Source organism: Halomicroarcula saliterrae, from assembly GCF_031624395.1.
Taxonomy (GTDB): Archaea; Halobacteriota; Halobacteria; order Halobacteriales; family Haloarculaceae; genus Haloarcula; species Haloarcula saliterrae.
In genome coordinates this window covers 1-23,948 of sequence record NZ_JAMQON010000009.1, presented here as the reverse complement: position 1 = coordinate 23,948, position 23,948 = coordinate 1, and the positions used below count along the sequence as shown (strand labels likewise).

Annotated in this window: 24 protein-coding genes and 1 pseudogene; 16 read left to right on the top strand and 9 right to left on the bottom strand. The window is 55.6% G+C overall.

The window, feature by feature from the left end; genetic code table 11:
• Nucleotides 1-25 precede the first annotated feature (25 nt).
• Nucleotides 26-937: a hypothetical protein gene (locus NDI56_RS21005; protein WP_310921712.1), complete on the bottom strand. Its 912-nt coding sequence runs from the start codon at nt 935-937 to the stop codon at nt 26-28.
• 237 nt (nt 938-1,174) lie between these two features.
• On the opposite strand from NDI56_RS21005, the gene NDI56_RS21000 reads away from it, so the two are divergent.
• Complete coding sequence (locus NDI56_RS21000; RefSeq protein WP_310921711.1) at nt 1,175-2,110, top strand: hypothetical protein; 936 nt, start codon at nt 1,175-1,177, stop codon at nt 2,108-2,110.
• A gap of 95 nt (nt 2,111-2,205) precedes the next feature.
• Here NDI56_RS21000 and NDI56_RS20995 read toward each other — a convergent pair whose 3' ends face one another.
• Both NDI56_RS20995 and NDI56_RS20990 read right to left on the bottom strand, forming a co-directional pair.
• Nucleotides 2,206-2,625, bottom strand: a complete 420-nt coding sequence (locus NDI56_RS20995) for a hypothetical protein (RefSeq protein WP_310921710.1) — start codon at nt 2,623-2,625, stop codon at nt 2,206-2,208.
• A 45-nt stretch (nt 2,626-2,670) separates the two neighbouring features.
• Nucleotides 2,671-3,450 (bottom strand): HFX_2341 family transcriptional regulator domain-containing protein, encoded by a 780-nt coding sequence (locus NDI56_RS20990; protein WP_310921709.1) that lies wholly within the window; start codon nt 3,448-3,450, stop codon nt 2,671-2,673.
• Nucleotides 3,451-3,852: 402 nt separating this feature from the next.
• On the opposite strand from NDI56_RS20990, the gene NDI56_RS20985 reads away from it, so the two are divergent.
• The 7 genes and pseudogenes from NDI56_RS20985 (at nt 3,853) to NDI56_RS20955 (ending at nt 9,550) form a co-directional block, all read left to right on the top strand.
• Nucleotides 3,853-4,413 carry a hypothetical protein gene (locus NDI56_RS20985; protein WP_310921708.1) on the top strand — a complete coding sequence of 187 codons (561 nt, stop codon included), beginning with the start codon at nt 3,853-3,855 and terminating at the stop codon, nt 4,411-4,413.
• A gap of 838 nt (nt 4,414-5,251) precedes the next feature.
• Nucleotides 5,252-5,848: a hypothetical protein gene (locus tag NDI56_RS20980; protein ID WP_310921707.1), complete on the top strand. Its 597-nt coding sequence runs from the start codon at nt 5,252-5,254 to the stop codon at nt 5,846-5,848.
• Between the two features lie 151 nt (nt 5,849-5,999).
• Nucleotides 6,000-6,929, top strand: coding sequence for an ADP-ribosylglycohydrolase family protein (locus NDI56_RS20975; protein ID WP_310921706.1), 930 nt, complete (start codon nt 6,000-6,002; stop codon nt 6,927-6,929).
• A 46-nt stretch (nt 6,930-6,975) separates the two neighbouring features.
• Nucleotides 6,976-7,656 (top strand): annotated as a pseudogene (locus NDI56_RS20970) (DUF429 domain-containing protein); the annotation flags it as partial.
• 277 nt (nt 7,657-7,933) lie between these two features.
• Nucleotides 7,934-8,065 (top strand): zinc-ribbon domain-containing protein, encoded by a 132-nt coding sequence (locus NDI56_RS20965; protein ID WP_310921705.1) that lies wholly within the window; start codon nt 7,934-7,936, stop codon nt 8,063-8,065.
• A gap of 116 nt (nt 8,066-8,181) precedes the next feature.
• On the top strand, nt 8,182-8,847 hold the full coding sequence (locus tag NDI56_RS20960; RefSeq protein ID WP_310921786.1) for a helix-turn-helix domain-containing protein: 666 nt from the start codon (nt 8,182-8,184) through the stop codon (nt 8,845-8,847).
• 13 nt (nt 8,848-8,860) lie between these two features.
• Complete coding sequence (locus tag NDI56_RS20955; RefSeq protein ID WP_310921704.1) at nt 8,861-9,550, top strand: hypothetical protein; 690 nt, start codon at nt 8,861-8,863, stop codon at nt 9,548-9,550.
• 345 nt (nt 9,551-9,895) lie between these two features.
• Here NDI56_RS20955 and NDI56_RS20950 read toward each other — a convergent pair whose 3' ends face one another.
• On the bottom strand, nt 9,896-10,081 hold the full coding sequence (locus NDI56_RS20950; protein WP_310921703.1) for a hypothetical protein: 186 nt from the start codon (nt 10,079-10,081) through the stop codon (nt 9,896-9,898).
• Nucleotides 10,082-10,459: 378 nt separating this feature from the next.
• Between NDI56_RS20950 and NDI56_RS20945 the strand changes: the two genes are divergently transcribed.
• From NDI56_RS20945 to NDI56_RS20930, 4 genes are all read left to right on the top strand, one after another.
• The gene (locus NDI56_RS20945) at nt 10,460-15,463 is read left to right on the top strand and encodes a dockerin type I domain-containing protein (RefSeq protein WP_310921702.1); all 5,004 of its coding nucleotides are present in this window, start codon (nt 10,460-10,462) and stop codon (nt 15,461-15,463) included.
• The gene (locus tag NDI56_RS20940; RefSeq protein ID WP_310921701.1) at nt 15,460-16,293 is read left to right on the top strand and encodes a hypothetical protein; all 834 of its coding nucleotides are present in this window, start codon (nt 15,460-15,462) and stop codon (nt 16,291-16,293) included. Before NDI56_RS20945 ends, NDI56_RS20940 begins: the two co-directional genes overlap by 4 nt.
• 225 nt (nt 16,294-16,518) lie before the next feature.
• Nucleotides 16,519-17,385, top strand: a complete 867-nt coding sequence (locus NDI56_RS20935) for a ParA family protein (RefSeq protein WP_310921700.1) — start codon at nt 16,519-16,521, stop codon at nt 17,383-17,385.
• Nucleotides 17,378-17,764, top strand: coding sequence for a DUF8115 family protein (locus NDI56_RS20930; protein WP_310921699.1), 387 nt, complete (start codon nt 17,378-17,380; stop codon nt 17,762-17,764). The genes NDI56_RS20935 and NDI56_RS20930 overlap by 8 nt, the downstream gene beginning before the upstream one ends.
• Before the next feature lie 93 nt (nt 17,765-17,857).
• Here NDI56_RS20930 and NDI56_RS20925 read toward each other — a convergent pair whose 3' ends face one another.
• The 5 genes from NDI56_RS20925 to NDI56_RS20905 all read right to left on the bottom strand — a co-directional run bounded on the left by NDI56_RS20925 (nt 17,858) and on the right by NDI56_RS20905 (nt 20,082).
• Complete coding sequence (locus NDI56_RS20925) at nt 17,858-18,328, bottom strand: hypothetical protein (RefSeq protein ID WP_310921698.1); 471 nt, start codon at nt 18,326-18,328, stop codon at nt 17,858-17,860.
• A gap of 326 nt (nt 18,329-18,654) precedes the next feature.
• Entirely contained in the window at nt 18,655-18,972 is a 318-nt protein-coding gene (locus NDI56_RS20920) for a hypothetical protein (protein ID WP_310921697.1), read from the bottom strand.
• Nucleotides 18,973-19,092: 120 nt separating this feature from the next.
• Nucleotides 19,093-19,308 carry a hypothetical protein gene (locus tag NDI56_RS20915; protein ID WP_310921696.1) on the bottom strand — a complete coding sequence of 72 codons (216 nt, stop codon included), beginning with the start codon at nt 19,306-19,308 and terminating at the stop codon, nt 19,093-19,095.
• Nucleotides 19,301-19,501 carry a hypothetical protein gene (locus NDI56_RS20910; protein ID WP_310921695.1) on the bottom strand — a complete coding sequence of 67 codons (201 nt, stop codon included), beginning with the start codon at nt 19,499-19,501 and terminating at the stop codon, nt 19,301-19,303. Before NDI56_RS20910 ends, NDI56_RS20915 begins: the two co-directional genes overlap by 8 nt.
• A 194-nt stretch (nt 19,502-19,695) precedes the next feature.
• Nucleotides 19,696-20,082, bottom strand: coding sequence for an HVO_A0114 family putative DNA-binding protein (locus NDI56_RS20905; RefSeq protein ID WP_310921694.1), 387 nt, complete (start codon nt 20,080-20,082; stop codon nt 19,696-19,698).
• Nucleotides 20,083-20,416: 334 nt separating this feature from the next.
• Between NDI56_RS20905 and NDI56_RS20900 the strand changes: the two genes are divergently transcribed.
• The 4 genes from NDI56_RS20900 to NDI56_RS20885 all read left to right on the top strand — a co-directional run.
• Nucleotides 20,417-20,773, top strand: a complete 357-nt coding sequence (locus NDI56_RS20900; RefSeq protein WP_310921693.1) for a hypothetical protein — start codon at nt 20,417-20,419, stop codon at nt 20,771-20,773.
• 224 nt (nt 20,774-20,997) lie between these two features.
• Entirely contained in the window at nt 20,998-21,594 is a 597-nt protein-coding gene (locus tag NDI56_RS20895; RefSeq protein WP_310921692.1) for a site-specific integrase, read from the top strand.
• 560 nt (nt 21,595-22,154) lie between these two features.
• A complete protein-coding gene (locus tag NDI56_RS20890; RefSeq protein WP_310921691.1) occupies nt 22,155-22,904 on the top strand; it encodes a helix-turn-helix domain-containing protein in 750 nt (249 codons plus the stop codon).
• Nucleotides 22,905-22,963: 59 nt separating this feature from the next.
• Nucleotides 22,964-23,948 (top strand): heavy metal translocating P-type ATPase (locus tag NDI56_RS20885; protein ID WP_310921690.1); only part of this gene is annotated, 985 nt, incomplete at its 3' end.

Below are 23,948 nucleotides of genomic sequence, written 5' to 3'. Positions count from 1 at the left end.
GCGTTGTTGCGTCTGTATCCCCCCGTCACCGTCCGGCGTCGTACGTCGTTGCCTCACGAAAGTCTTCCAGTTCGTCGCCGTGCTCTGTCTCAGCATATGTTCCGACGGCGTCGACTAACTCTTTGGCTGCCTCGTAGTGCAAGTCGATACGTCGCTCGATGTTGATTGTATCGCCTTCGACGTTCTCATAGTGGTAGTCTGAGCCCTCTTTGTACCCATCAGGGCCGTAAGTATCGATATCGGGTTCGATGACGTTCACTTCTTCTAACTCCACACCCAATGTCGTTTCTCTACTACCTGTGTTCTCGTCGGTGAAGTGAACGTAGCTGAAGGGGAGTGAGAGATTGTGTTGCGCATACACTCTGAGCCCCAGTATCAACCGCTCCTCGTCCTCGAACTCCCCCTTTACAGCCTCGACAGGACCGTCGGTCGGGATATTCGAGTCTATCGTTTGGAGAATCTGGTTGAACGTATACGCGCTTGCCATGTAATTGTGTACGTCAGTATTGACCCTTCGGTCAAATTCTGCACTTCTGTCGTCTAATCCTTCGTCTCGGAAGGTGTCGCAAGCGTCCTGAATACGTTCTCGATTCTCCCAAAGCACGTTGAGTGCTACTCTGAGTTCGCCGAATCCTTCTACTAATTCCCTAATGGGATGGGTCTGTCTCTGGAGTCCCTCTTTTCGAGCACTGGAGAACATGTTTCGATGTTCATCAGTCTCATCGAGGCGATCGGCCTCATAAGTAAGAAGTTGATTGTCGTCTTTAACTGTAACCTCGTACTCAGCTTCGCATCCAGGACAGGAATGCGGGGCGGTATACACCCTCTCGTCCTCCCTGGTGAGCCGACTGGCTTGGATGACGAATTCTGATCCGCAGCTGTAGCAAGCTATGTCATTTAGGAGGCCGTCTATCAGGCGTTCGAGTTCTGCATCCATATTTGTCGTGAGATACGTGCAAGAGCTACTAACCATTTGTTACCCGTCAGTCTACCCCGACGAAGTAGATTCTGAGAGGTGTTACGAGGCTTTGTGTGCCTGTAGAATTTTATCAAATAAGACTATGAGTCAAACCCTCTAGTCACGTATCTTATCACAACAGAGAGAGTAATTAGAGTGAAACGAATGCAGCGAAGGCAATTCCTACAGTCTACAGCTGCTATCGGGCCACTGAGTTTGATAACGCCCTCCGGAGAATCGACTGACTCGTCCTTCATCGACGCGTTTGGCTTTGCTGTCGCTGATTTCTTCGATGACGACTGGGACGATACAGCCCTCGAAGGAGCGGTTGACGAAGCGGTGGATTTCATTTGCTATGCCTACGGTAAATTCGATAATCCCGAAGACGTTGACAGCGGGAAGGAAGATGGATTTCTGAGCGAACTTGGGGACATCGGATTGAGCGACTTAGCGAACAACCCAGACGCCTATAACTGGATTCTGCGATATCTTGAGGATATCGCGGATTTCCTCAGCTGGGTCGATTTCTTTCCGGACGGTATCGCAGACGAGGTTCAGTCTCTCGCCGGCGACGCGAGAGAGGTCACCCGTTTCGTTCCGCTAGTGGCGAGTGTCAGAGCCCTACTTGATACGGGCTGTGGGCTCCATGACCAGATCGATGCGGGGAACTCTCCATCTGAGAAGGACTATGTCGAACTGTTCCAAAATGTGGCACTGGTCGTCGCCGAGGTCGTGCTACTGACGGCCGGAATCGGTGCGTCCTACCGCGTTGCCTACGGTGCGACCGGCTGGGTCAACCGGCAGCTCATCAACGTCGTCGGGCGCTCCATCGGATGGCGGGCATACTCGTGGGTTCTGAGCCAGATTCACTGGGGTATCAGAGTGGCGTTTACCGAGGGATTCGACCAGAGCATCGTCACGACGGTTGATATTGTTTCAGAAGGAGTTATCGATGCATCCAGTGGCACTAATTCTGCTGTCTCTGACAGCCAAGCAGACACTTGGGCGCAAGCGCACGTCGAATCGATGGCAGCCCACACTGATGGATGGGATATCGATTATGAACGGTGGGAGGCAAACCAGCGAGTAAATCATCTGGACTCATGGATCGACCAGATGATCGCCTCTCTCATGGAGCGGTGGCCGTTCTAATCTCCAGCGACATACCAGTGAACCCACTCATTTCCCTCCTGGATCGCTCTTCCTGCTCCCGAGACACTACATGAGACACAGGCGTATACGGACAGCTATACCGCGTCAAGAACAGTCCGGTACTCAGTGCGGATAAAATAATACAGCACGCCCAGCCCAGCAAGTCCAAAAAGGAGGCAGGACGCACTCAGGATAACTAACCAATCATCGGTGAGTGCAAGGAGAATCCGAAGGACAGCGAAGATTGTTGAGAGAAGTAAGAACCCAATCACTGCGGCACCTGCGTAGATAACCCGTGGTGGATTATCGGATACCAGGGAATCAGGGCTACCATCTTCATCCGATGGGAACAAGTCAAACTTCTTAGGGGTCGGGTGTTGACTACCCGGACCCACACCACCGGCTTGAACGACCTGCTCATAGAATGGTTGGAGCGCGATGAACACGATTGGGAGCAGGAGGCCGGTCACTTGCAGCAATGACAGCGCGATTTGTACACTCGAACTCAGTGGCATATCTCGTTCATGCAGAGCCACGAATTAAACCAACCAGTCTGAAGACTACTCACCAGTGAGGCTCGCCGCCAGAGCCAGCATCTCCTCGCCCTCCTGCGTGGTTCGTATCTGGGTGCCCCCGTCAAGTCGTGTCTTAGTGATGAGCCGACGCTGACGAAGTGGGTTGACGATCTTTTCGTTGACTGTTGGATAGATATCTTCGGCTTCATCAGGCGATTTGTCACTGCCATGTACAGCGGGTAAATCCTGCTCGAGGAGGTATCGCCCGATATCTTTCAGAAGCACGCCATACGGGCCATCGTCAGGCTGCTCTTCTTCGATGAACGCTAGCACCTGTATGAGCTGGAGGTCGGGCTCGGTAACTGGGTACGCAGGGAGGGGTTTGATATCCTCCATCCCGTGGCTTACAGTCTGGTATTCGCCCTCGTCCTCGTTGTCGTGGTACCCTTTAGGAACAACATAGTAGGGGTCAGCGCCGGTGAACATACAAGCGAGCATCCCAGCGATGGCGGTGATCTTTGAGCCGGCAGAAATGTTCACCCGAACCGTGTCGTCGGGGTTTCGGTCCCGAATTAGCGTCAGGAGTGTCTCAAGCGAGTCGTTCAGGTCGAACAAGTCGCAGGTGGCATCCTCCTGGACCTCGATTCCGTGCTCGTCCAGCTCGTCGATAATCCGTTGCCGGCATTGGACAGCAGTTTCATCGGGCTCGTCATGCCCGACGAGAATGAGAATATCTGCATCTCGCTCTATAGCGGGAATAGAGATCCGCTCATCCTCGAATCCTTGCGGAGCGATATGAACACGTCGCGGGATATAATCTGACACGTGGATATAGTATCTGCGTAACATTAAAATAGTAACTAGCTGAACGTTGTCCTATCGCTGGTTAGCCGAAGACCGATTTAATGAGAAATTAAATCGGTTCAATTGGGGTAGCTTCTTCAACGGAACGTATCAGAACGACCAGAAAAGGCCGTTATATCGCTTCAATCGTATCAATAACTCGATATTTTAAGGCCCCACATCCCCTTGTGTACGGTAGGAGAAGCAACTAAAGAATATGTACGAGATTGGTGAAGAATCGGGGACTCGGCCGCTGGAACGGCCGTTTCCTGTCCCCGCACGCGAAGTACGGGGTAGTGGGGTTGCGTCACTTTGGCGTTATACTCGCTTTCGTATATCTGCTTCGATTGTGACGGGCGAAATATAACTACAAGACATCAAGAAATGAGTTACACACGACTGAAGAGCGGCATCGAGAAGCGAGCACAGACCGACCTGCAGATAGCGACGGAACTCACCGACATCGTCGAGTTCCTCATCACGAACGGCCACACGGACAGTAACACGACTATCAAGACACCGGACATAAAGAACCAGTGTCCTGAAGCATCGTACCACCGCATCGAGCGCCTGCACAACGAGATGGGGATGGTCCAGAAGTACAAGCAGGGACCGAGTACGTACCTCATCCACGGCCAGAAGGGCGTCGTCAACGGACAGGGCGTCTCCCAGATGGTCAACCAGGAACTCCGCAAGGTGGCCCAGCACGCCCAGCAGGACCCCGCTGTCCGAGCGGTCGTGGCCAACGCACGGAATGTCTCACCGGGTCAGGCACTCCAGGGGCTGACGAACGGCAACTTCGGCAACCGGCGTGAGCGTCTGGAACGCATCGTTACTGCCATCGAGAACTCGAACGTGACTAAGGGGCCGTACGTGAAAATCGTCTTCCGGACCCCTGCGAACCACTACTGCGCGTCACCGCTGGCCGTCCAACTCTACCGATAGAGGCGACTGTCAGCGGCTACACATCCAGTAGTTCGTCCATCGCGTCTTGAAAACAGTTTGGGCCGCAATAGAACACGAAACTCCGGCCCGAGTCGCCGTGTGAGGGAATGCTATGGACAATATAGTCGTCCGGCTGTTGTCCCTCCGTCTCGACCACGAGCCCGCAGTGCTGACACAACGTTTCTGTGATCTCCTGAGGTTCGGTGGTTTCCTCCGAACGGTCCGAGAGTTCGGCTTCGATGTGCTGGATGATTTCTTGTCGTCCCATAGTGACTCTTGAATTGCGTGGGTCAACGGACGCGAGGAACAAAAGTATCGACGCGCTGCCTGAGGAAACAGATAGTTTCACGAGCTGTTCTGTGGGTACTACTAAATCCATCGACGAAGAGGACACGTGCCCCCTGCCCAGCGCGTCACGCCGTTTTATATACTGCATTCCCCTTCACTCTAAGCAGACGCTCCCGACGAAACACGGGCTGACGCCCGCGACAGCACTTCTCCCGGCGACCACACTGCCGAGAGCCATCGCTGTCGCTCGCGAGCATTGAACCAGTGTCCGCCCCGCCCAGCCAAGACACGGGCGGACACCAGAAGCACCCATCGACTACCGAGTGACCCAGCAGCCGACGGACACGCGCCCCTTCGCGGGGATTACTTGTGTCGGTGCGGGAGATCGGGGCCACGAAGAGAGTCATCTATGCCAGCAAACACCGACCCAGAAGAACCCAACACCACAGATAAGCCGTTCACGGTCATCCGGTGGCGAAAGTGGGAGACGATAATTTATGATTGATTGCAGCCAAAGTATTATACACTAAGTTTGCAAACATATCCCAAAGTGAGTGAATTAGAAACGGACTACTCTCCACCAGATTTCATTCAAGTCACTATCGACAATGTAAACTCAAGAGGCAATCTCATAACACATTCTTCCAATATATCTGCCGACCATCTTCACCTCACGCATGGGTCAGAAGGTGACTCCGTAATAATCCTCGAACAGAGCCCAGAATTGTCCCCAGTATTACCCTACAATACTGTTTCAGAAGCAGTAAAAAATCATTCACAGGACACTGTTTTACAACTGGAAGAGGGTGACTTACTGAAAATCCGGAATCCTTTCGAAAAATCAAACCAGCCATCCACAATCAGCCTCAGTGGGTTCAATATTTCTCTTGTGGAGGTGAGCGGTGATATTCCCGAAAGATACCATGTTTCTGTTCGAATCAAAAACCTTGACGGCAGTACAGCTGCAGGGAATATAGAATATACCATCAAAAAACCAGAATACCGTATTAGGAATCACAAGAGCAACGGTAACTCCGGATCAAATTCATCGAATTCTAATCGGTTTACCGGAAGTGGAAACGGAAGCAATCCGTTCAACAGTTCCGGGAGCAACAGAAATAATCTAGTCAACGGAAATTTGCGATAAAAACTCTGCCTCGGCGTCATCGTCATCGAGGCACCGCTTGACACACCCGTGAAGCAACGCTTCAGTCAATCACTCCTCATCCAATCAGTCTCTTTCCGTGTTACCTAGGGTATCAGCTACAAGTAGCTGCCAGCAATAGCAGGACAGACAGATGCCGGATTCAGCAGATGCCGCAGTCGGGACACTCCTCGGGCTTGCCTGCGGCGATGCGTTGGGCCGTCCTGTCGAGTTTCGCTCACCGGAGGCCATCGCAGACCAGTACGGCACGCTCACCGAGATGGTCGGTCACGGAACGCACAGGCAACCGGCTGGGACTGTGACCGATGATACCGACATGGCGCTGTGCATCGCGCGGAGTCTCGTCGAGCAGGCAACCTTCGATGGCCAGGATATCGCTGACCGCTTCCAGACGTGGTACGAGAACGGGCCGTTCGATATCGGGCTGATGACTGCCGATGCAATCCGGGAGTACCGTGAGGGGACGTCGTGGCGGGATGCCGGCCGTGAGGTCTGGCATCAGCGTGCCGAAGGGTCCAACGCTGGCAACGGCAGCATCATGCGGTGTGCGCCCCACGCTGTCGCCTTCGCCGATGAGCCGACCGTACTGACCCAGGTGAGCACACAATCCGCAGCTATCACGCACTACGATCCCCGCTGTCAGTATGGGAGTGCGCTTCTCAACCATACATTCGCCGGGTATCTCCGGGGTGACGACGACCCGTTCACCGATGCTATAGCGCGGCTCGAAGACAAGGCCCCAGACGAACTGATAGAAACATTGCGACTCGTGCCCGACTTCGTCGACGAGAGCCGGTTGGAGAACAGCGGCTATGTGATACACACACTCCAGACATCGCTGTACGACACGCTGACAGCTGACAGCGCAGAAGCGGCCATCGTCACGTCGGTGAACCGCGGTGGCGACACCGACACGCTCGGCGCCGTCACAGGCGCGCTGGCCGGTGCCCGCTTCGGGGCGACAGCTCTTCCCGACCGATGGCTCGACCAGCTCGAGTCTCGTGACGACATCGAGTATCTCGCACAGGCACTCACAACGGCAGATATCACCGCAACAGAATGACGGGACAATGAGCAGCACAAACTAGACCGTCGTCGGCGTAGACGCCTGTCCAGGTGGGTGGTTTGCGACGATTATCGAGGGGACGGATATACGTACGAGGCTCTTCGAGAATTTAGAGAAAGTCGCCTCCAGCAATCTCGGAGACGCACAGGTCCTCGTCGATATTCCAATTGGGTTTCAAGAAGGCGCCCGACGGCAATGCGATAGCGCCGCACGTGATCTCCTCGGGAGCCGCGGGAACTCCGTCTTCTTCCCGCCATGCCGGACAGCAGTTGAATGTGACGACTACGAGACGGCCAACGAGGCTCGTTACGACCAGATCGGCCATGGCCTCTCTATGCAGGCCTACAGCATCGGCGACAAAATTCTGGATGTGAATGAGATTGTTGGGTGGGAATACGATGGTTCGATTCGAGAGAGCTATCCAGAACTGTGCTTTGCCGCACTGAACGGGCAACCCATCGCCTACTCGAAATCATCACAGCGGGGGCAACGCTTCCGGATGCATCTGCTGAGCGATGAACTCGATATCCCACGGGTGCAGTACAAGGAGGCCTGCAGAGAACATCTCCGGAAAGATGTTCGTCGTAACGACATCCTCGATTCGATGGTACTTGCCGCGGCTGGCCGAAAGGAACTGACAGCAGTTCCAGCGGAGCCTGCATCCGACGTGCCGAGAGTTTACTATCCAGGGTTCGAAATCGAAGCGGAAATCTGGGAGGAATAGCGCTTGACGAGCTCATGCCTCGCCGAACACTGATATGGCGAGCCCCACGCTTACTGCCCATGTAGGTAGGTGCCGGTGACTGGTTGTTGATCGATTCGTGGTGACAACTTGGGAGCACCGACTCGGTCGCCAACCTAACTAGCCAACAGTGGCTGACACAGTTCTCGGACCGGCTCGAGGAGCACCAGCAGACCTTAACCAACACTGAATCGTTCACCCCGGCGTGTTGGTTAACCAGTCATCGAGACTCTTACCCTCAGCGCACGTAGCCCCAGCCATGACCCACAACACGCCAGATGGCACCTGCGAGCGGCGGCTGTGGTGTAATCACTGCCAGCTCAGCGTGGCGGCGTCGACGGACGACGGCGAGCCTACCTGTCCGGCCTGTGGTAGCGAGTTCCGAGAGTAACAAGCCCGCAACTGCGCCGTTGGGCGGAAGTTCTATGTGTCGCTATCTCTCTAGCGATAGCTAGAAGCTATACCAACGGCGCGGACTGGGAGGCAATTCCAACAATGACCGAATTAATGGATGCTACGGCTGCGAAGATAGTCTTAGCAGTCCAGCGTGGCGATTCTATCAATCGTGTTGCGAGCAAAATCGGCGTCTCGTACTCGTGGGTGTACAACTGGATTGAGCGGTTGGAAGACACTGAAATTATCGTTACTACCGATAATGGAATCCAAATTGCCGACCACGAGATGCGCCAGCAGTATGCCGACATGATGGCTGCATTGTATAGCCGCGACACTATCTCCCAAGAGGATGCGTACGTTGTCCCGCACTTCGCCGATATGGAGTTTGCGTATACGGAAATCGACGCTGCGTACGTCTGGACACACGGGGGCTACCAGATCGCCCGCAGCCACGATGACTACCCAGTGTTCATCGAAGTCCACAAGCGTGACGTCGAACGCTGGATTGCGTTCTTCCAGCAGTTCGGTGTCGACATGACGATCAACGAGCGCCCGGACGCCGGCGATGTCGACGGGAACGTTCACTACGTGTTGTTCCCGAAGACCGACGGCATCGACGTTGAGTGGGTCGACGGCAATCCCGTGATTCCGTTGGACGACGCCGTCGACCAGATGATGGAGAACCGCCCGGCATACGAGCCTGCCTTGGAGATCATCGGAAAAGAGTACGATAGGGACATCGACGCGTCACACCACAGCGCGATGAGCGCGGACTAACAGAGGTAATAAAATGAGTCTCTCCGAGCGTCAATCCGAACTCATCGACACGCACCGTGCGGTACAGGACGCTGAGCTGCCGTACGTTCTCGTTGGCGGGTGGGCCGTCTCCGCGTTCCAGACACGGTTTACAACCGATATCGACACCGTGATTCCGGACACAGCACTCGACGAGTACAACACCCTTCTCCGTGACCTCGGATACAAGAAGCAGTTCGAGAAGGATGTCTCGAACGAGTACGAAGGCCGGATGATCCAGTACACGAAGCAGGTCGGGGAGAACGAAATCAAGTTCGAGACACTCGTCGACGCAATGGGGTGCCGACAGACCGATGCGGAGTGGTCGTATCGGTATCTCCACGAATACAGCACTATCGAATCGCTCGATGTCGCCGAAGACCTCGATGGTCGCATCCCAGAGCCGGCGCTCCTCTTCGCGATGAAACTCCATAGCGGTCGGAAAGCCGACACCCGCGATCTCGTTGTCATCAGCTTGCATGCGGAGTTCGACCGCGTCGAGCGGCACATCAACCGGGGTGATCAGGAGAAGCTCGATGGCCAGATCGAGATGGTGCTGGATCGACTCCAGCAGGACGGGTTCGAAGATTCGTTCAAGGGTGTGTTCCGACAGCAGGAGCTGCCAGCGGACGCAATCGACGACCTTGTTTTGTTCCTGTCCGAGCAGCGGGATCAACTTCGGTAAGATTCTCGGAGCCATCTCGCAAACCAAGCGCAATGACAGGAGCAAACTGTCCGAGATTGGGTTCTGGATGAAGCCCGGGTTTATACAGCGGAATGTTAACGTGAACGGAAGCTATTCTCCTGGCTGGTCAGAGACCAGGCCGGGAGTCTACACTGAATCCCAACGACTGAAGTCGTGGGTTTTCGCCTCGAAACTCTGTAACTAGATATTGCATAAAACCGAGATACGTTCTACAGCGTCCCCTATAGGAATCCCTATATTCCATTTTCAACAGGTTTCAGACGTAGATTTAATCCTACAGCAAATGCTATGGGAATTACTATAGGTCACACAGCGAGCGAGATACTAGGCGCCGCCGCGTTCCTCGATACAGGCAGCACCGACAAGACGACGACCACAGCTCATCTCGGCGTCGGCCACTGTGAGTTCGAGATCGACCGAACCGACGCCGTCGTCGGCCGACTCGGCGGCGATACCCACGGTCATCGTCTCGCCGGTTGTGACCGTCGTCGACTTGGGTTGGACGGCCACAGTGGCCGCCAACCCCCAAGTACTACGCCTGCTGTAATTGCGATAACGACTGCTATCCCCACACCGAGTGCTGGTGAGTGCCCCAATCTATGATAGTAAATATACATCTAGATAATTTAAATACTTTGAGTTATCTCATGAATATAACTGCGGGACCTACTGTGGGGAACTTCGATGACAGGGACTCAGCGACAGAAGCTACAGGCGGTCTTTGGGGCATTGCTACTGATTACTATGGGACCTGTGTCTGGGCTGAGTGCCGGTGGCGGGGGTCTGCCGGGCCAGGTGGGAAACGCTGGCAATCAGGCCATCGGCGCTGGTAACCAACTCACTACGGGCGTCGCCGGGAATCAACCCACCGGCGGTGGGGTATCCCAGATGACATGGAACAATTCAACGGAGCCCAACGCCAGCCAGATTGATTCGCTGGGCCAACGAACTAATCCCGGCTTGCCGTATGCAGTCGTCGGGAACCAACCGACTGATCCGAACAACGATAGCCTGTACGAGGACGTCAACGGTGACGGACAGATCAACATCGTCGATAGCGATGCACTCCAGCGCAATCTGAACGCCACAGCTGTCGGCGCAAACTGGAGCGCCTACGATTTCACCCGAGACAACCGGACCGATATCGGAGACGTCCTCTGGCTGTTTACAGTGACACGAGGTGTCGCTGTCAACGACACTGACGGCGACGGCCTCCCCAACGCGTACGAGCACAACTGGACCGACACCGACCCAGCGGTCGCCGATACCGATGCTGACGGTCGCATCGACGGTGCGGAAGACCCGGACGGCGACGGACTCATCTCGTATATGGAGTACCGAGTGGGGACCGACCCGAAGGTAACGGATACCGACGGTGACGGCTTCTCAGACGGGCGGGAAGACGGCATCTCGGGGATATCACCGACCGAGTCCGACACCGACGGCGATGGCGTTCCTGACCCGGTCGACGACCTCGATGGGGACAACCTCTCGGTAACAAACGAGTCCGTCTACGACACCAGTCGTCGACTGCCTGACACCGATGGCGATGGACTTCAGGACGGCAGTGAGGTCCACGAATACGGCACGAACGCGACGCTCCCGGACACTGACAGTGACGGTATCGACGACGGCGCCGAAATCAAAGCGGGGTTGGATCCACTCGTCGCAGACAGCGACGGGGACGGAATTGACGACACCAACGAAACCGTGGCGGTGACGCAAGCACACAACGCCACCAACGTCTCGCTGACACTGCGAGCAGAGGGCGCGGTGGCCAACGCAACCGTCGACGCGAAACCGAGCTACTTCTCGAACAGTTCAGCACACGCCGGGCCGACGGTTCGAATCGAGAACCGGACGACGTTCGAGAACGCCACTATCGCGATGCCAATCGCCGAGTCGGTCGCTGCCGACGAGTACGAGAACCTCTCCATCTACACGTGGAGCGGCTCGACAAACGATACTTGGAAGGAAGTCGAAACGACCATCGAGAACGGCACTGCGAAAGCGACCGTTGACCACTTCTCGTATTTCACGGTACTACACACTGAGGAGTGGGTCAGCGCCACCAGTATCGAGGTCGGGACCCCCATCGATTTCACCGCCAGTGACTCGTTCCAGTGTCGAAACGCCTGTAACCTCACCAGCAACGAGACGGTCGTACTGGGCGGAGAGCCCTCGACGCGGAAAATCACCATTGAACAGGGCAACGACACCTACGAGGTCGTGCCGCTGAGCAACGGTCAGCGTATCGAGAACTTCTATAATTATGGGAATAACAAAGTAAATTCGGCGCTGCCGGTTTTCGAGGACGACAAGAGCCAGTTGTTCTTCTGGTCGGGCCCGGACGGTTTGAGTCTCGTCTTACTGCACGATCACCCGACTACCGACTCCGTCGGTGCAGTCACCATGGCGTTCGACGGACTACCGATAGACCGGGGTCGATGGGTGGTCCGTGACGACCCACCGGATTACGTCAACAGCACCTACATCAACTGGCACTGGAACCCCAAACGGACCGACGGTGGAGCCTTCCGTGGCGGTCTCACGAACGAGAGTATCAGTATCGAGCCGGCGTTCAACGACGCCTCTGACGTGCCAGCGGGCGGCCCCGGTACCGTCGATGCCTGGCAAGCACTCACCGGGCGAGCGACCGATCCGCGCAACATCTCGCTGGCGATGGATAAACAGCTCACCATCCATGTCCCCGGTGACCCCAACGAGAACACCTCGAGTTCGACGAACGGCGACGCGGGCACGGTGAACGCCAGCTACCGAATTACCGAGGCGACCGACAGCCTCGCCGTCGTCTACCAGACCGAGCAGACGAATATCAACCCCGAGGCGACCATCGAGATAACTGGCGCCAGCGGAACCACAGTGTCGGAATCCCTCTCGATTGGGACCGTCGGAACGGTTCAGGAAGGTGTCGACATCTCGACGCTCGACACGGGACCGGCCAACGTGACGCTCTCGGTCGACGGCATCAACATGCGCGCCCAAGTCGTACGACGTGGGTCGGCTGACGCCGACGGCGACGGCATCCGGGATAGTGTCGAGGAACAAACCTGGCGGCTGCCGACGGGGAGCGGCGAGCAATTCAATCTGTCCGCGACGGATCCTGATACCGACGACGATGGCCTCACTGATGGTGAAGAAGTGGCATTTAAACCAACAGTAATTGACGGTGAGTTGCAGGTAGAGCCAGTAGAGGCCCTTTCGAACCCGGAAACGCCCGATAGCGATGGCGACGGTCTCAATGATGCCAGAGAGATCGAAGAAACTGAGATTGTTATTTTTGACACGCTCCAGAAAGTAGATGCCCTATCCAACGCGACAAAAGGCGAACAACCCCCGGAAAAGGGAGAATTACGGAAACATGGTTCGGTTGAGTACGTTACTTCGTCTCCTTGGGAGAAGGATACTGATAGTGACGGACTGAACGATTCCCAAGAATGGGCATGGAGAACAGATCCAGACGGTAGGTGGGGTGATACTGATGGAGATGGAGTGTCAGATGAAGAAGAAATACAGGAAGGGACAGACCCGACAGTACACGATTTCAGAGGCCCGAATATGCAACGGATTGACTGGGTTGTCTCTAACCCAACCTTCAGTCGGGCGAGTTACTCTCTCGATTTCAAGTTGAGAGACCCCAGTGGTGTGTCTAATGTAAGCATTGTGTACCGGAGCGGTGAAAGGTTGGATTCTCCACCAGCCGTTGGGACAGAGACGTTCCGATACAAGAAATCCGGGTTGAAGCCGTCTCCTGGACAGAGCGTTGGGACCCTTCTTGGTGGGACAGTCGTCCGTATCAAGACGAGGGATTGGCATGGTAATCCCTCCGTCTACAGACCTATCGAACGACCGTCAGTGATTGCCCAGAATCTCGAAGGGTCACTTGATAATATCAACAAGCGACAGGCGAGGCAATTCGGACGAGCGGCGGGATATCTGCATGGTGCCGGTGAATTTGGCTATTCGATTACCAACCCTGTCGAGACTGCGAAGGCAATGAAAAACGTTCCAAAGGCGGCGCTGAACGCCCATGAAACGTACAACAGTCTTCAACGCCAGTTCGATAGACGACGAGGTATAAACAATCCGTTCAAAGAGGGAACCGATAAACATCAGTCATATGATAATGGTTATTTCGATGGCTACATGGTATTCTTCGTTATTGAATTCTTCAGCGGTGAAGTGGCCGCAAAGACACTACGGAGTGGGGGCCGTGCTGGGAGAGTCGCCAATAAAGTCAGTAAAACCCGATATCTCGGCAAGTCCGTCGAAATCGCTCGAAAGCTACAAAAAACTACGCAACTACCGGCCAAGGCGGTAGGCAGAGCGGCGTCATGGTCGGTCAAACAGACCAAACGACCGTTCGCGAGAGTCGCACTAAGTGAATCACGAACCGTCAGCAAGCTCGTGACTACGAGAAGATACATTTCGGATACAATTCCGGAGGGGACAAGCAGTTATCTGGATCAAGCTGACGAAATCTCTGCCCGATATTTCCGGGATGCTGATTTGAGTGGGCGGACATCGGCGCGGGTCGGTCGTGCTGGCGAGTTAATGGATGGCAACAACCCTCGGATGGTCTCCAAAATGCTACGCCGGATGGGTAATAGTGATCAGCAGGCGTTCCTTGACGAGGGACTCGACTTGTCGCAGCGACAGCGGCTCTATGACACGTGGAAGAATGACCCGAGTGTCACGGCCGAGGATATCGGTACCGTCTCGAAGCGGTACAAGCAACTCGACGAGGTTGAGGCAGACCAGCTCGATACGTTCATCCAGCGGCAGGGTGCTGATGGGGTTCAGTTGGTCGAAGAAGTAGACAGTGAGACGCTATCACGGGCCCTCAGCCCGGACTGTGTAAGTCCCAGCATCGGCGCAGCGCCGCGACGACCAGTGGCAACTGCCCGGGCACATAGTCTTACGGCGCCCACCGTTGCTGGGCCCTGCGACGAGGTCTCCCATATGGGTTATCTGGAGGAGATGTCTGAAATAAATGCAGATGCCGATGACTTTGACGTTCAGCAATTCTTCAAGAAGGCCGATGATGTTCAGGACCAACAACTGCTCAAGCAGGCTGTTGTCACTGGGGAGTTCCCCCTAAAGAAGCTCTCCAAGCAGCCCGGCGAGTTCACTGATATCTCCGCAAAGGATGGGACAGTTAGCTACGAATTAGAAGGTGACTTTGGGTCTGGAAGCAGTACTGTCAGAGGAGATGTACTATACCCAAGCGACACTGCTGAAGTGTTCGGTACTGCGGCAGGAAAGAGTAACTATGGGGACGCAGTCGGTGGAGAATACGTGAACCCAGAAAAGCCCGCAAAGAGTTGGGAAGGACTTGACAACGATGGTCAGCGGGCGAAGTTCGTCGAAGAAAAACTCACACCCCACGTACTCGAGAAGCGCTATAATCTCGACGTCATCTGTGTCGACACCGGCTGTGGGACCCAGAACAACGGTATTGATGTTATGGCCTGGGACCCCGATAATGAGCAGCTCGTCATTGTCGAATCTAAGTGGACTGGAAACGATAAATCTGCAACCAATGTGGACTTAGGTGAAAGGAAAGGCAATAAAGTGCAGATGACTGACGAATGGATAGTGGATGCATGGGATAATAGAGGGACAACAAACCCTCTCGATATTAGTGACTCATTTAAACATAAAACTGAAATTAAAAGAGGAACAGGCCAATCATCAGTTGAGAGTGCCATAAGTAGCAGAATAGAGGCGAATTTATATGATAAAACATATTTTTATAGCACTGCTTCCAGAAGCGAAAAAGCAATCTCTACCGGCAGTTCCCGGGGTTATTATGTGGATGATATTTTTGATCGCGTCTATCATTTCAAAGCCGGAGGACTGACAGAATGACCATGAATGGTAAAGATGATGCAAAACAACTTCGGAACCGACTTGAAGACGATCTCGATTCTGCATACTGGGGCCTGAAACAAAGAATAAATGATGGAAAACCGATATATAGTAATTACCGGAGTTTGTTTCAAAAGTGGTGGAGATTTGGGAACTGTTCCGTACTGTTAGGTGAGGTCCACAGAGCTAGAGAAGAGTACGCAACTGCTGGTCTCTATGCCCGATCAATGCGTCAGGAAGCCGTCGATTGTTGGGACGACCTCAGCAAGAGTCATCGGATGGGGTTTGGCTTCAATCTCAAATGGTGTCTGTACATTACTACGCTCGCGGGAGACAGCCGTTTGCTTGATGCTCTGACGGACGACCTGCTGGAGATGGCTGACCGCTTCGAAGCTGACTACGGCGTGGGGAGCGGCTCCAATAGGAACTATTGGAAGCTCTCGACATTAGCACATCTGTGTCAGGGCAACGACAGCAAGGCTAAAATGTACCTCGACAAGTACGTCTGCGATAACGACAAACAGGAAACGGAACTTCTGTCGAACCTCCACGAATCACTTCTCGAGAACGACGAGGCAGCGACGCGTGAATCGCTCCAACAACTCGCCGATGCGCATAATGACCGTCTGAGCAACGCTCACACGTGGAAAGCAGTTTTCAGTCACGCTACCGCTGCCCATCTCTTGGTCGCTCGCCATCGAGAGATAGAGATTTCGGCAGCAGAATTGAAAGGTGGGTTCGTACCCGAAGCATTCGATAAGTACGATATCGGCACAGATATCGACCTCCCCGAGCCGAAGTATGTTGACGAATCGCTTTTGCTGGACTGAAATGCTCGTCTCAATTTGACTGGCCGATTCACTGGCGCCATCAACCAGTGCTGACCGCCGACGGCTAGCACCGGTGAAAAAGCATACAATCAACGGTAGTAATCCGAACTGTTAGATTGTAACTAAAGGGGACCTATAGGAATACCTATATTCCATTTTCAATAAATGTCTGACATAGATTTAAGCCTACAGCAAATCCTATAGTGAGTACTATAGGGACAGCAAATGGCAGATACACTACGCGCCGCCGCGTTCCTCGACAAAGGCGGCACCGGCAAGACGACGACGACAGCCCACCTCGGCGTCGCACTCAGCGAACAGGGGCACGACGTCCTCCTCATCGACCTCGCCGGGAAGCAAGGCGACCTCGCGAAACACTTCGGCGTCTGGGGCCAGTACCGAGAGCAGATCGACACTGACGAGGCGTGGCCCAACATCAGCACGGTCTTTGACGATGCCTGGGACACCATCGCCGGCAAGCTTGGCGACGACGCGGTCGCCGACCTAGTCATCGCGACCGACGAGGGGCCGGACCTCATCCCCGCCCACCCGGGGCTCGACACGCTTGATGCCGAGCTCGGGAACATCGACGATGCTCGCGAGCGGTACAGTCGCCTCGAGCAGTTCCTCGACGAGTACGTCGACCCGCTCTCGTACGATGTCGTTCTCATCGACCTGCCGGGCATGACCAATAACGTCTCCTACAACGGCCTTTGGGCGGCTCGCCACGTCATCACGCCTGTCGAGATGGGACCCTTCGAAGCCGAGCAAGCCGATGCACTCCGCCAGGACCTCGAGAAGATCGACGAGAACTTCGCCGTCGATATCGAGCTGTCGCTCGTTCTCCCGAACAAGGTCGACACCCGGACCAATCTCGCCGAGGAGTATCTCGAATCGTTCCAAGAAGCGTATCCCGACGCGATTGCGCCGGCCTACGTACCGTACTCACAGGACATCCGCAACGCTGCTGAGAGCGGTGAGACGGCCTTCGCGATAGCCGAACCCTCGACCACTGCGGGCCGGGCCCGTGACGCGTATCTGAACGCCGCTAGCGCGCTGGTCGAACAGCTGGACGGTGAGACCGATGAGTGACGACCCAGACCTAGAAGATTTGAAAGCACAGACCTCGCAGGGTGACCGACTGGACTCCGCAGCGAAGGAGATGGACCGGCAGGACCTCGTCGAGGATATCGTCGACGAGCTCGAGGCTATCGACGCCGGCGATCAGCAAAAGACGGTCAGTGTGTGGGACGGCCAGCTCGCGGCCTTCATCCGAGCCCTCGAGGAGAATCCAGATCATCTGGATGCAGTCGGTCATGGGCTCCAGGAGCGACTCGATATCGAGGAGAGTAATGTTGACCGGAGTGCGATTCTTCGGTTAGCACTGCGTGTGGGCTTCCAAGAAGCAGCCCCGGAGCAATTCGAGGCCGTCCGGGAAGCGGTCCGAAAACAGGCCACAAAAGGACTATAGGAATTAATATAGGCTATTCTTTAGGATTCGCTATAGAGACTTGGAGTGCTGCTGAACCCTCACCGTATAACAGAAGGAGCGTGCTGAATTTGCTTACTTCCACGTTACGGGATTAAGAAGTTCTAGCTCCACCACTGAGAACTGATCGTTGTCTATTCTTTTCCACGTGAGTTTCGGGTCTATCTCGAACTCTCGATTTAGATTCTGAAAACTTAGCAGGGTATTGCCACCATGGGTAAGGTGGTCTCTGACGCGCTTTTGCTCTTCCCCGTCGAACCAGTTGTACCCATCTCGGTTCACGTGGGTCACCTTTATAGCTTCAATTTCGACGCCATCCTTACTCATTACAAGACGGAATTCAACAGGAATCCTGTGTCGGGGCTTGTCCAGTTCATCATCCTCGAAAACTAAAACTCCTGAGTCTCCTTGTCCCTGTTTATCTTTCAGATCATCTACGTGCCGCCTCGTCGCCTCACGAACGAACTCGCCAGTCGAGGGATATCCAGCCTCCCAGCAGACCTCTGTAATTCGCTCTTCGAGATTCGATGGTATCTCTGGACGCATACGTACACATACGTCGCCATTTATATAATATTTGTGCCCTGTAGTCAGCAGGACCGCGAGAAGAACCTGGAGTGAGGGAATACAGTCTAAGCAGCTGAACGACCTCCAAACAACGGCGGTTTGCAGGCGACTCGCTGATGGTGTCTACCGAATTGCTGCTTGAACTGCATATAGGGATTGCTATAGAATTTCCTGTAGCAATCACTGTAGGGTGTTGAGAAATTCCATATAGCCAGATATAGTTTATCAAGAGCAGTACCACATCGGACACCACACCCCCAGGGTCACCGTTCGAAAGGGAGCTCGACGACACCGTCGAAGTCACATCAGTCGCTCGGACACGTGATTGAGAGGGCGTCGACGGCTGCCATCTCCACCTCCTGAAACATCCCGTGGCAGGTGGCTTTGTTGCACTTCGGACAGTGGACCGGCTGCAGTTTGACGGGCTTGGCGTGGCGCAAGCAGTCCCGACAGCCGGAGTAGGCGGGGTAGACTGTGTTGATGCGTGTTATCCGAAAGCTGTCGTCCGCATCGCCGACCCCACATGCGGGCGCAGCTTCGCCGTAGGCGGCCGCGTGTGGGTCCGGGAAGTGATACGCCGACGCGTTCTCGACGACCACCCACGGGACCTCCTGGTCCAGCACCTGGACGTCGTCGACGGAGAATGTCTGGTCGGCCTCGTAGCAGTCGTTGGTCTCCAGAACGTGGATAGTTGCCTCGTGGCAGTCGGGATACTCGATGAGTTCCAGGCCGAAGGTAGCGTACTAATTGGCCAGACGGAGCACGTGCTTGGACTGGCGGTCGTCAGCCGGGTCCTCGATCGGGCGGTCGACCACGTCGGTTACCTCCCAAATCCGGAAGTCGCTGTTGAGCACGAGAAAGTCGCCTTCCTCGACGGCCTCGATGGTCTGGAGGAGTTCGCCGTCGACGGTGCCGTTCGCGCTCTCGGGGACAGCGGTTCGATCGCGCCCATCAGTCATCCCCCAGGACCGTATCCGGAGGTGCGTTCCAGAGCCACCGGGCGGCGCCGTTACGCTGCGGCTGCTCTCGTGTGAGGTCGTGCCGGTCGATGGCTCGATAGATGGATTTCTTCGATACGTCGTGGGCTTTCGCGAGGTCGGCGACCTCGAAGCCCGCCTTGAGGGCCGCCCGGAGGTAGGTGCGGTCGGTCATCGGTGCTCGTGTCAAGAGGACTAGCTACTGTTCCTAGAGTGTTTAGGGCTCGTTAACCAACATTCGGTCATTCTCTCGGATAGCGTTGGTTAACGTGGCGAAGTATCTGCTTAGCCAACAAACGGTGTTGGGCGGAGTATCCCGGCTTTTCAGAGCCGTAGAAAGAGAGGAAGAATAGAAGGTATAGAGTGTGATCAGACGACCGGTTCGATGGCAATGTGGTTGTGCTTGAGCCGCGGAGCTTTCGCACGACCGTCTTCAACGTACTCAATGACGTCAATGCGGGCGAGCTTCTGAAGATCGCGACTGATCACACCTTTGTCGTAACCTAACTCATCAGCGAGAGCGCGGACCGAGTTGGGCTCATGGTCTTTCAAGTAATCGAGCAGATCCAGGCGGCGGTCGTGGAAGATATCCTCGGCGCGTTCCCGGGCGAGAACAAGCGTGTCGGGGAATCCGTGCTGTGTGAGCGTTTCCGAGAACGCAGCGCGGCGTTTCAGACGGTCATCTACGTCTGCCTCCTCGCTCTCGAAGTCGTTCGGATCGGACACCGAAGCTGGTGGGTCTTCGAACTCAGGCATATTCATTACTCCTTAACCGTTGTTAGAACTGCAACGGTCAAGAGTGTTTCGATAGTGCAGAATTTAGGCTTTTCAGCTAATATCTTGTCTCTAAATATATTGTCGAAAAATTTAAGTGGCCAGCACTCGTTGTGTATAATGAGAGCATCTCTGCTACGCCGGCCGGCGTTCTACCCATCTACTGTCTGAGTAGCGGCCTTCTATACCGTGAAATCACCAGATTCAGAGCGGGTGCTATGCTGGTGCGACGGGTGCGCGCGAGCAGTGGATTCTCTGGTGAGTTGAATGATTACGAACACAAACGCAACGGCGACAGGTGCACAGGTGATGGTCGATGGAACGATTTGACAGTATCGACCTCGGAAACTATCGGGGAGACAACTACTTTCTTGTCGGGTATGTCGAACCCGACCCCTCCGATTTCGATAACTACAATCCCACAGAAGACGCCGAAAACTACGGGTGGTCCCTCGTCCAGAAAGCCGAGTCACCACTCGACGAAAACGACGAAATCGTGGGGATGGATACTCGTCACGGTCAACCACATCTCGACAAGGAGTATCTACCTCCTGACAGCGACGAAGAGAAGAAGGTGTGGCTTGATGACGGCTACTCCTTCTATCGGATGCGGGACTACCTCCTACAGAACTGGCAGGACTTCGCCGACCTTCACATCTACCACAACGAGTAGTCCTCAGCGTCTGAAGGAGTAGAGACCGGTCCTAAGTCTTCAAGCGCGGGGTTGAAGCCAGGAAGATACCCTTCCGGAACGTCGCTCAGTGTGAATATCGATACAGTAACGACTTGTTAGATAAGTCGTAACAGATTCCGCGATTTACAGCGGAAATCCGGTGTGTATACCCCCGCTTTTTCTAACCACTAGATACTTTACAAACGGAAATATAAGTAATCGTAATGCGTATCGAATCGACAGCTGGGAACGAACACAAGGTGTGGCTCACCGACCAGGAAATCGAGGACCTCCGTCGGGCCGCCAACAGCACACGAGATGACATCATCATCCAATTAGGCGCGTTCGTGGGGTTGCGGGCGTTCGAGATTCCGCAGGTGCGTCCGAAAGACGTGAAGGAAACAGAGAGCGGGCAATACCGACTGCGTGTCCGCGCTGGCAAGGACACGGGCGGAAACGGCGGAAAGCCTCGCGACGCGTATCTGCCGAGCGATGTTGAGGGAGCGCTCCAGCGCTACCAGAACGAGCATAATATCGCACCTAACGACCCCTACATCGATCTGTCTCAACCGGGTGTCCGGGCCGTCGTGCGCCGAACCGCTGCACGTGCAGCCGACGCGACCGATGATGACGACTTCGAGAAGGTTTCGACTCACGATCTCCGCCGGCGCTTCGCTCAACGGCTCCTCGTCGACGAACAGATGAATCCCCGTGTCGTGATGGCCGTCGGTGGGTGGGACTCTTTCGCGGCGATTGAGCCCTACCTGAACGCCCCCAGCGAGGACGTCATCGATCAGGCGTTCACCGAGGCCGAACTATGACTGACGACGAGGTCGTTCCCGAGAACCCACAAGCGAACGGTCACTATCCACGGTTCGCCGACAACAAAGGGTACTATATCACATCTGCGGCGAGGAGATGAGGCTGCGCTGTAGGAGCAACTTGAGCGTGGACTGGAAATATGACCGAGTGAAAGAATTCAAGCACGGATATCGCAGTGATTTCGGGGCAGCAGCTGTCTGAGAAGAGACGGTCAGCGCTCTACAAGAGTATCTATCATCGCAGGTTGACCAACTGGGCTGATCACCGTCGGATTCACGATCGAGGATAGGATTGAGTCCTATGCATCGTGGGATTTTGGTCGGACAAAGTACGCTTATTGGAGTAAACGTAAGCACTTTGCCTCAAACGCGTATTGCTCGAATTAGGGCTCTTGAGGCATCAAAAAGGACGTTTTGGACTAATTCAAATTGTGTACACCATATACTGCTATACTATTTTCGGCAGCCTAGAGATGAGACTACGATTTGGTGGGACTCCAATCAGTACGATGGAAGCTCCGAGCCGACGTGTTATATCCAGCCACCCTCTACGTGTGAGTATGCGCGAACTCGTTTTCGCCCTCGAATACGAGTCGGGGTGTAACAGGGTAGCGGACGCCCTCGCCAACCACCCCGGCGCTCGGGTCCGCTCGCTCTCGCTGCACGCCACTGCCGAGCAGCTCTGGCGGGTCGACCACGCGACCGGTACTCCGGAGGCACTCGACGCCATCGAGGACGCCTTTCTCACCAGCGACTACTACGCCGACTGCCTCGTGACCGAGGACTGCGGCGCAACCCAAACCACCCACATTCTCGACCGCATGGACGACACACTCGTCCTGTACTCCGACTGGGAGCGAACCCCCTCCTGCGCATCTGTCCCCCACATCGCTCGCGACCACCTCGGCGATGGCGTGCTGTTCGAGACCCGTCACGAGGGTCGCCATTACACGTGGCGGCTGATCCACTCCGGAGAGGGCGATGTAGCCGCGTTCTTCGACGCCCTCGAAGTCGCCGTCGGGGACTGCGCCCAGATGGAGATGCTTCGAACCACGGAGATGACAGCGTCAGTGGGGGGAGTCGATGAGAGGCAAAATCGTCTGTCTCCAGATCAGGAGGCCGCACTCCAGGCCGCCGTTGAACACGGATACTACGAGTCGCCCCGAGAGGTCGACGTCGGCGAACTGGCCGAGCATCTCGGAGTGCCGCGATCGACGCTCACCTACCGACTCCGTCGGGCGGAAGAACACTTGGCGAAGCAGCACGTCGCCGGCGAAAAGTCGCCCGAAGAGACCCCGGCAACACGCTGATTCTCGGTTTGGAATATTCCAACTAAGGCTTATCGAACTGACGCCCCTACTGTGAAGTAATGACAGAGAATCCGAACACAGCGGGGGACGCGAGCGGGGACGGCCAGCGACGGGAGCTGACCGCTCGCCTCGTCGTTCCCGAGATGGACTGTCCGTCCTGCGCTCAGAAAGTCGACAAGAGCCTCCAGCGCGTCGACGGCGTTGTCGACGCCACGCTCCAGCCAACGACCGGCACGGCCAACGTCACGTACGACCTCGATCGCACCAGCGAGGCCGACGTGGTCAACGCGATTGAGTCCGCCGGCTACGAGGTCGTCGGAGGGTCGGACGACGAGACGGATGAAACGGATGATGGTGTCGACATCGCGCCGCCGTCGGAGGTTTGGACGAGCCCCCGCGCGAAGAAGACGTGGTTCGGCGCGGCACTCGTCACGGTCGGCCTCCTCTTCGAGTTTCTCCTGACGACACAGAACGTCGCGGTGGCGAGCGTCCTCGATTACCCGCTTCACGTCGCCGACATCCTGTTCCTCGGCGCCGTCGCCGCCAGTGGCGTCCCCGTCGTCCGCAGCGGGTACTACTCCGCGAAGAACCGAAGCCTCGACATAGACCTGCTGATGGGGACGGCGATCATCGCGGCGACCGGTATCGGTTACTTCGTCGAGGCGGCGACGCTGGCCGTCCTGTTCAGCATTGCCGAGCTGCTCGAAGACTACGCGATGGATAGGGCGCGGGACTCCCTGCGCGAGCTGATGGAGCTGTCGCCCGACGAGGCCACCGTCGTGCGCGACGGCGAGGAAGTCACAGTGCCCGCTGACGAGGTGGAGGTGGGTGAGACCGTGGTCGTCCGCCCCGGAGACAAGATCCCGCTCGACGGCACGGTCACCGACGGCGAGAGCGCGGTCGACCAGTCGCCGATTACCGGCGAGAGCGTTCCCGTCGACAAGACGGTAGGTGACGAGGTGTACGCCGGCGCCATCAACGAGGAGGGCTACCTCGAAGTCGAAGTCACGTCGACGGCGGGCGACTCGACGCTCTCGCGCATCA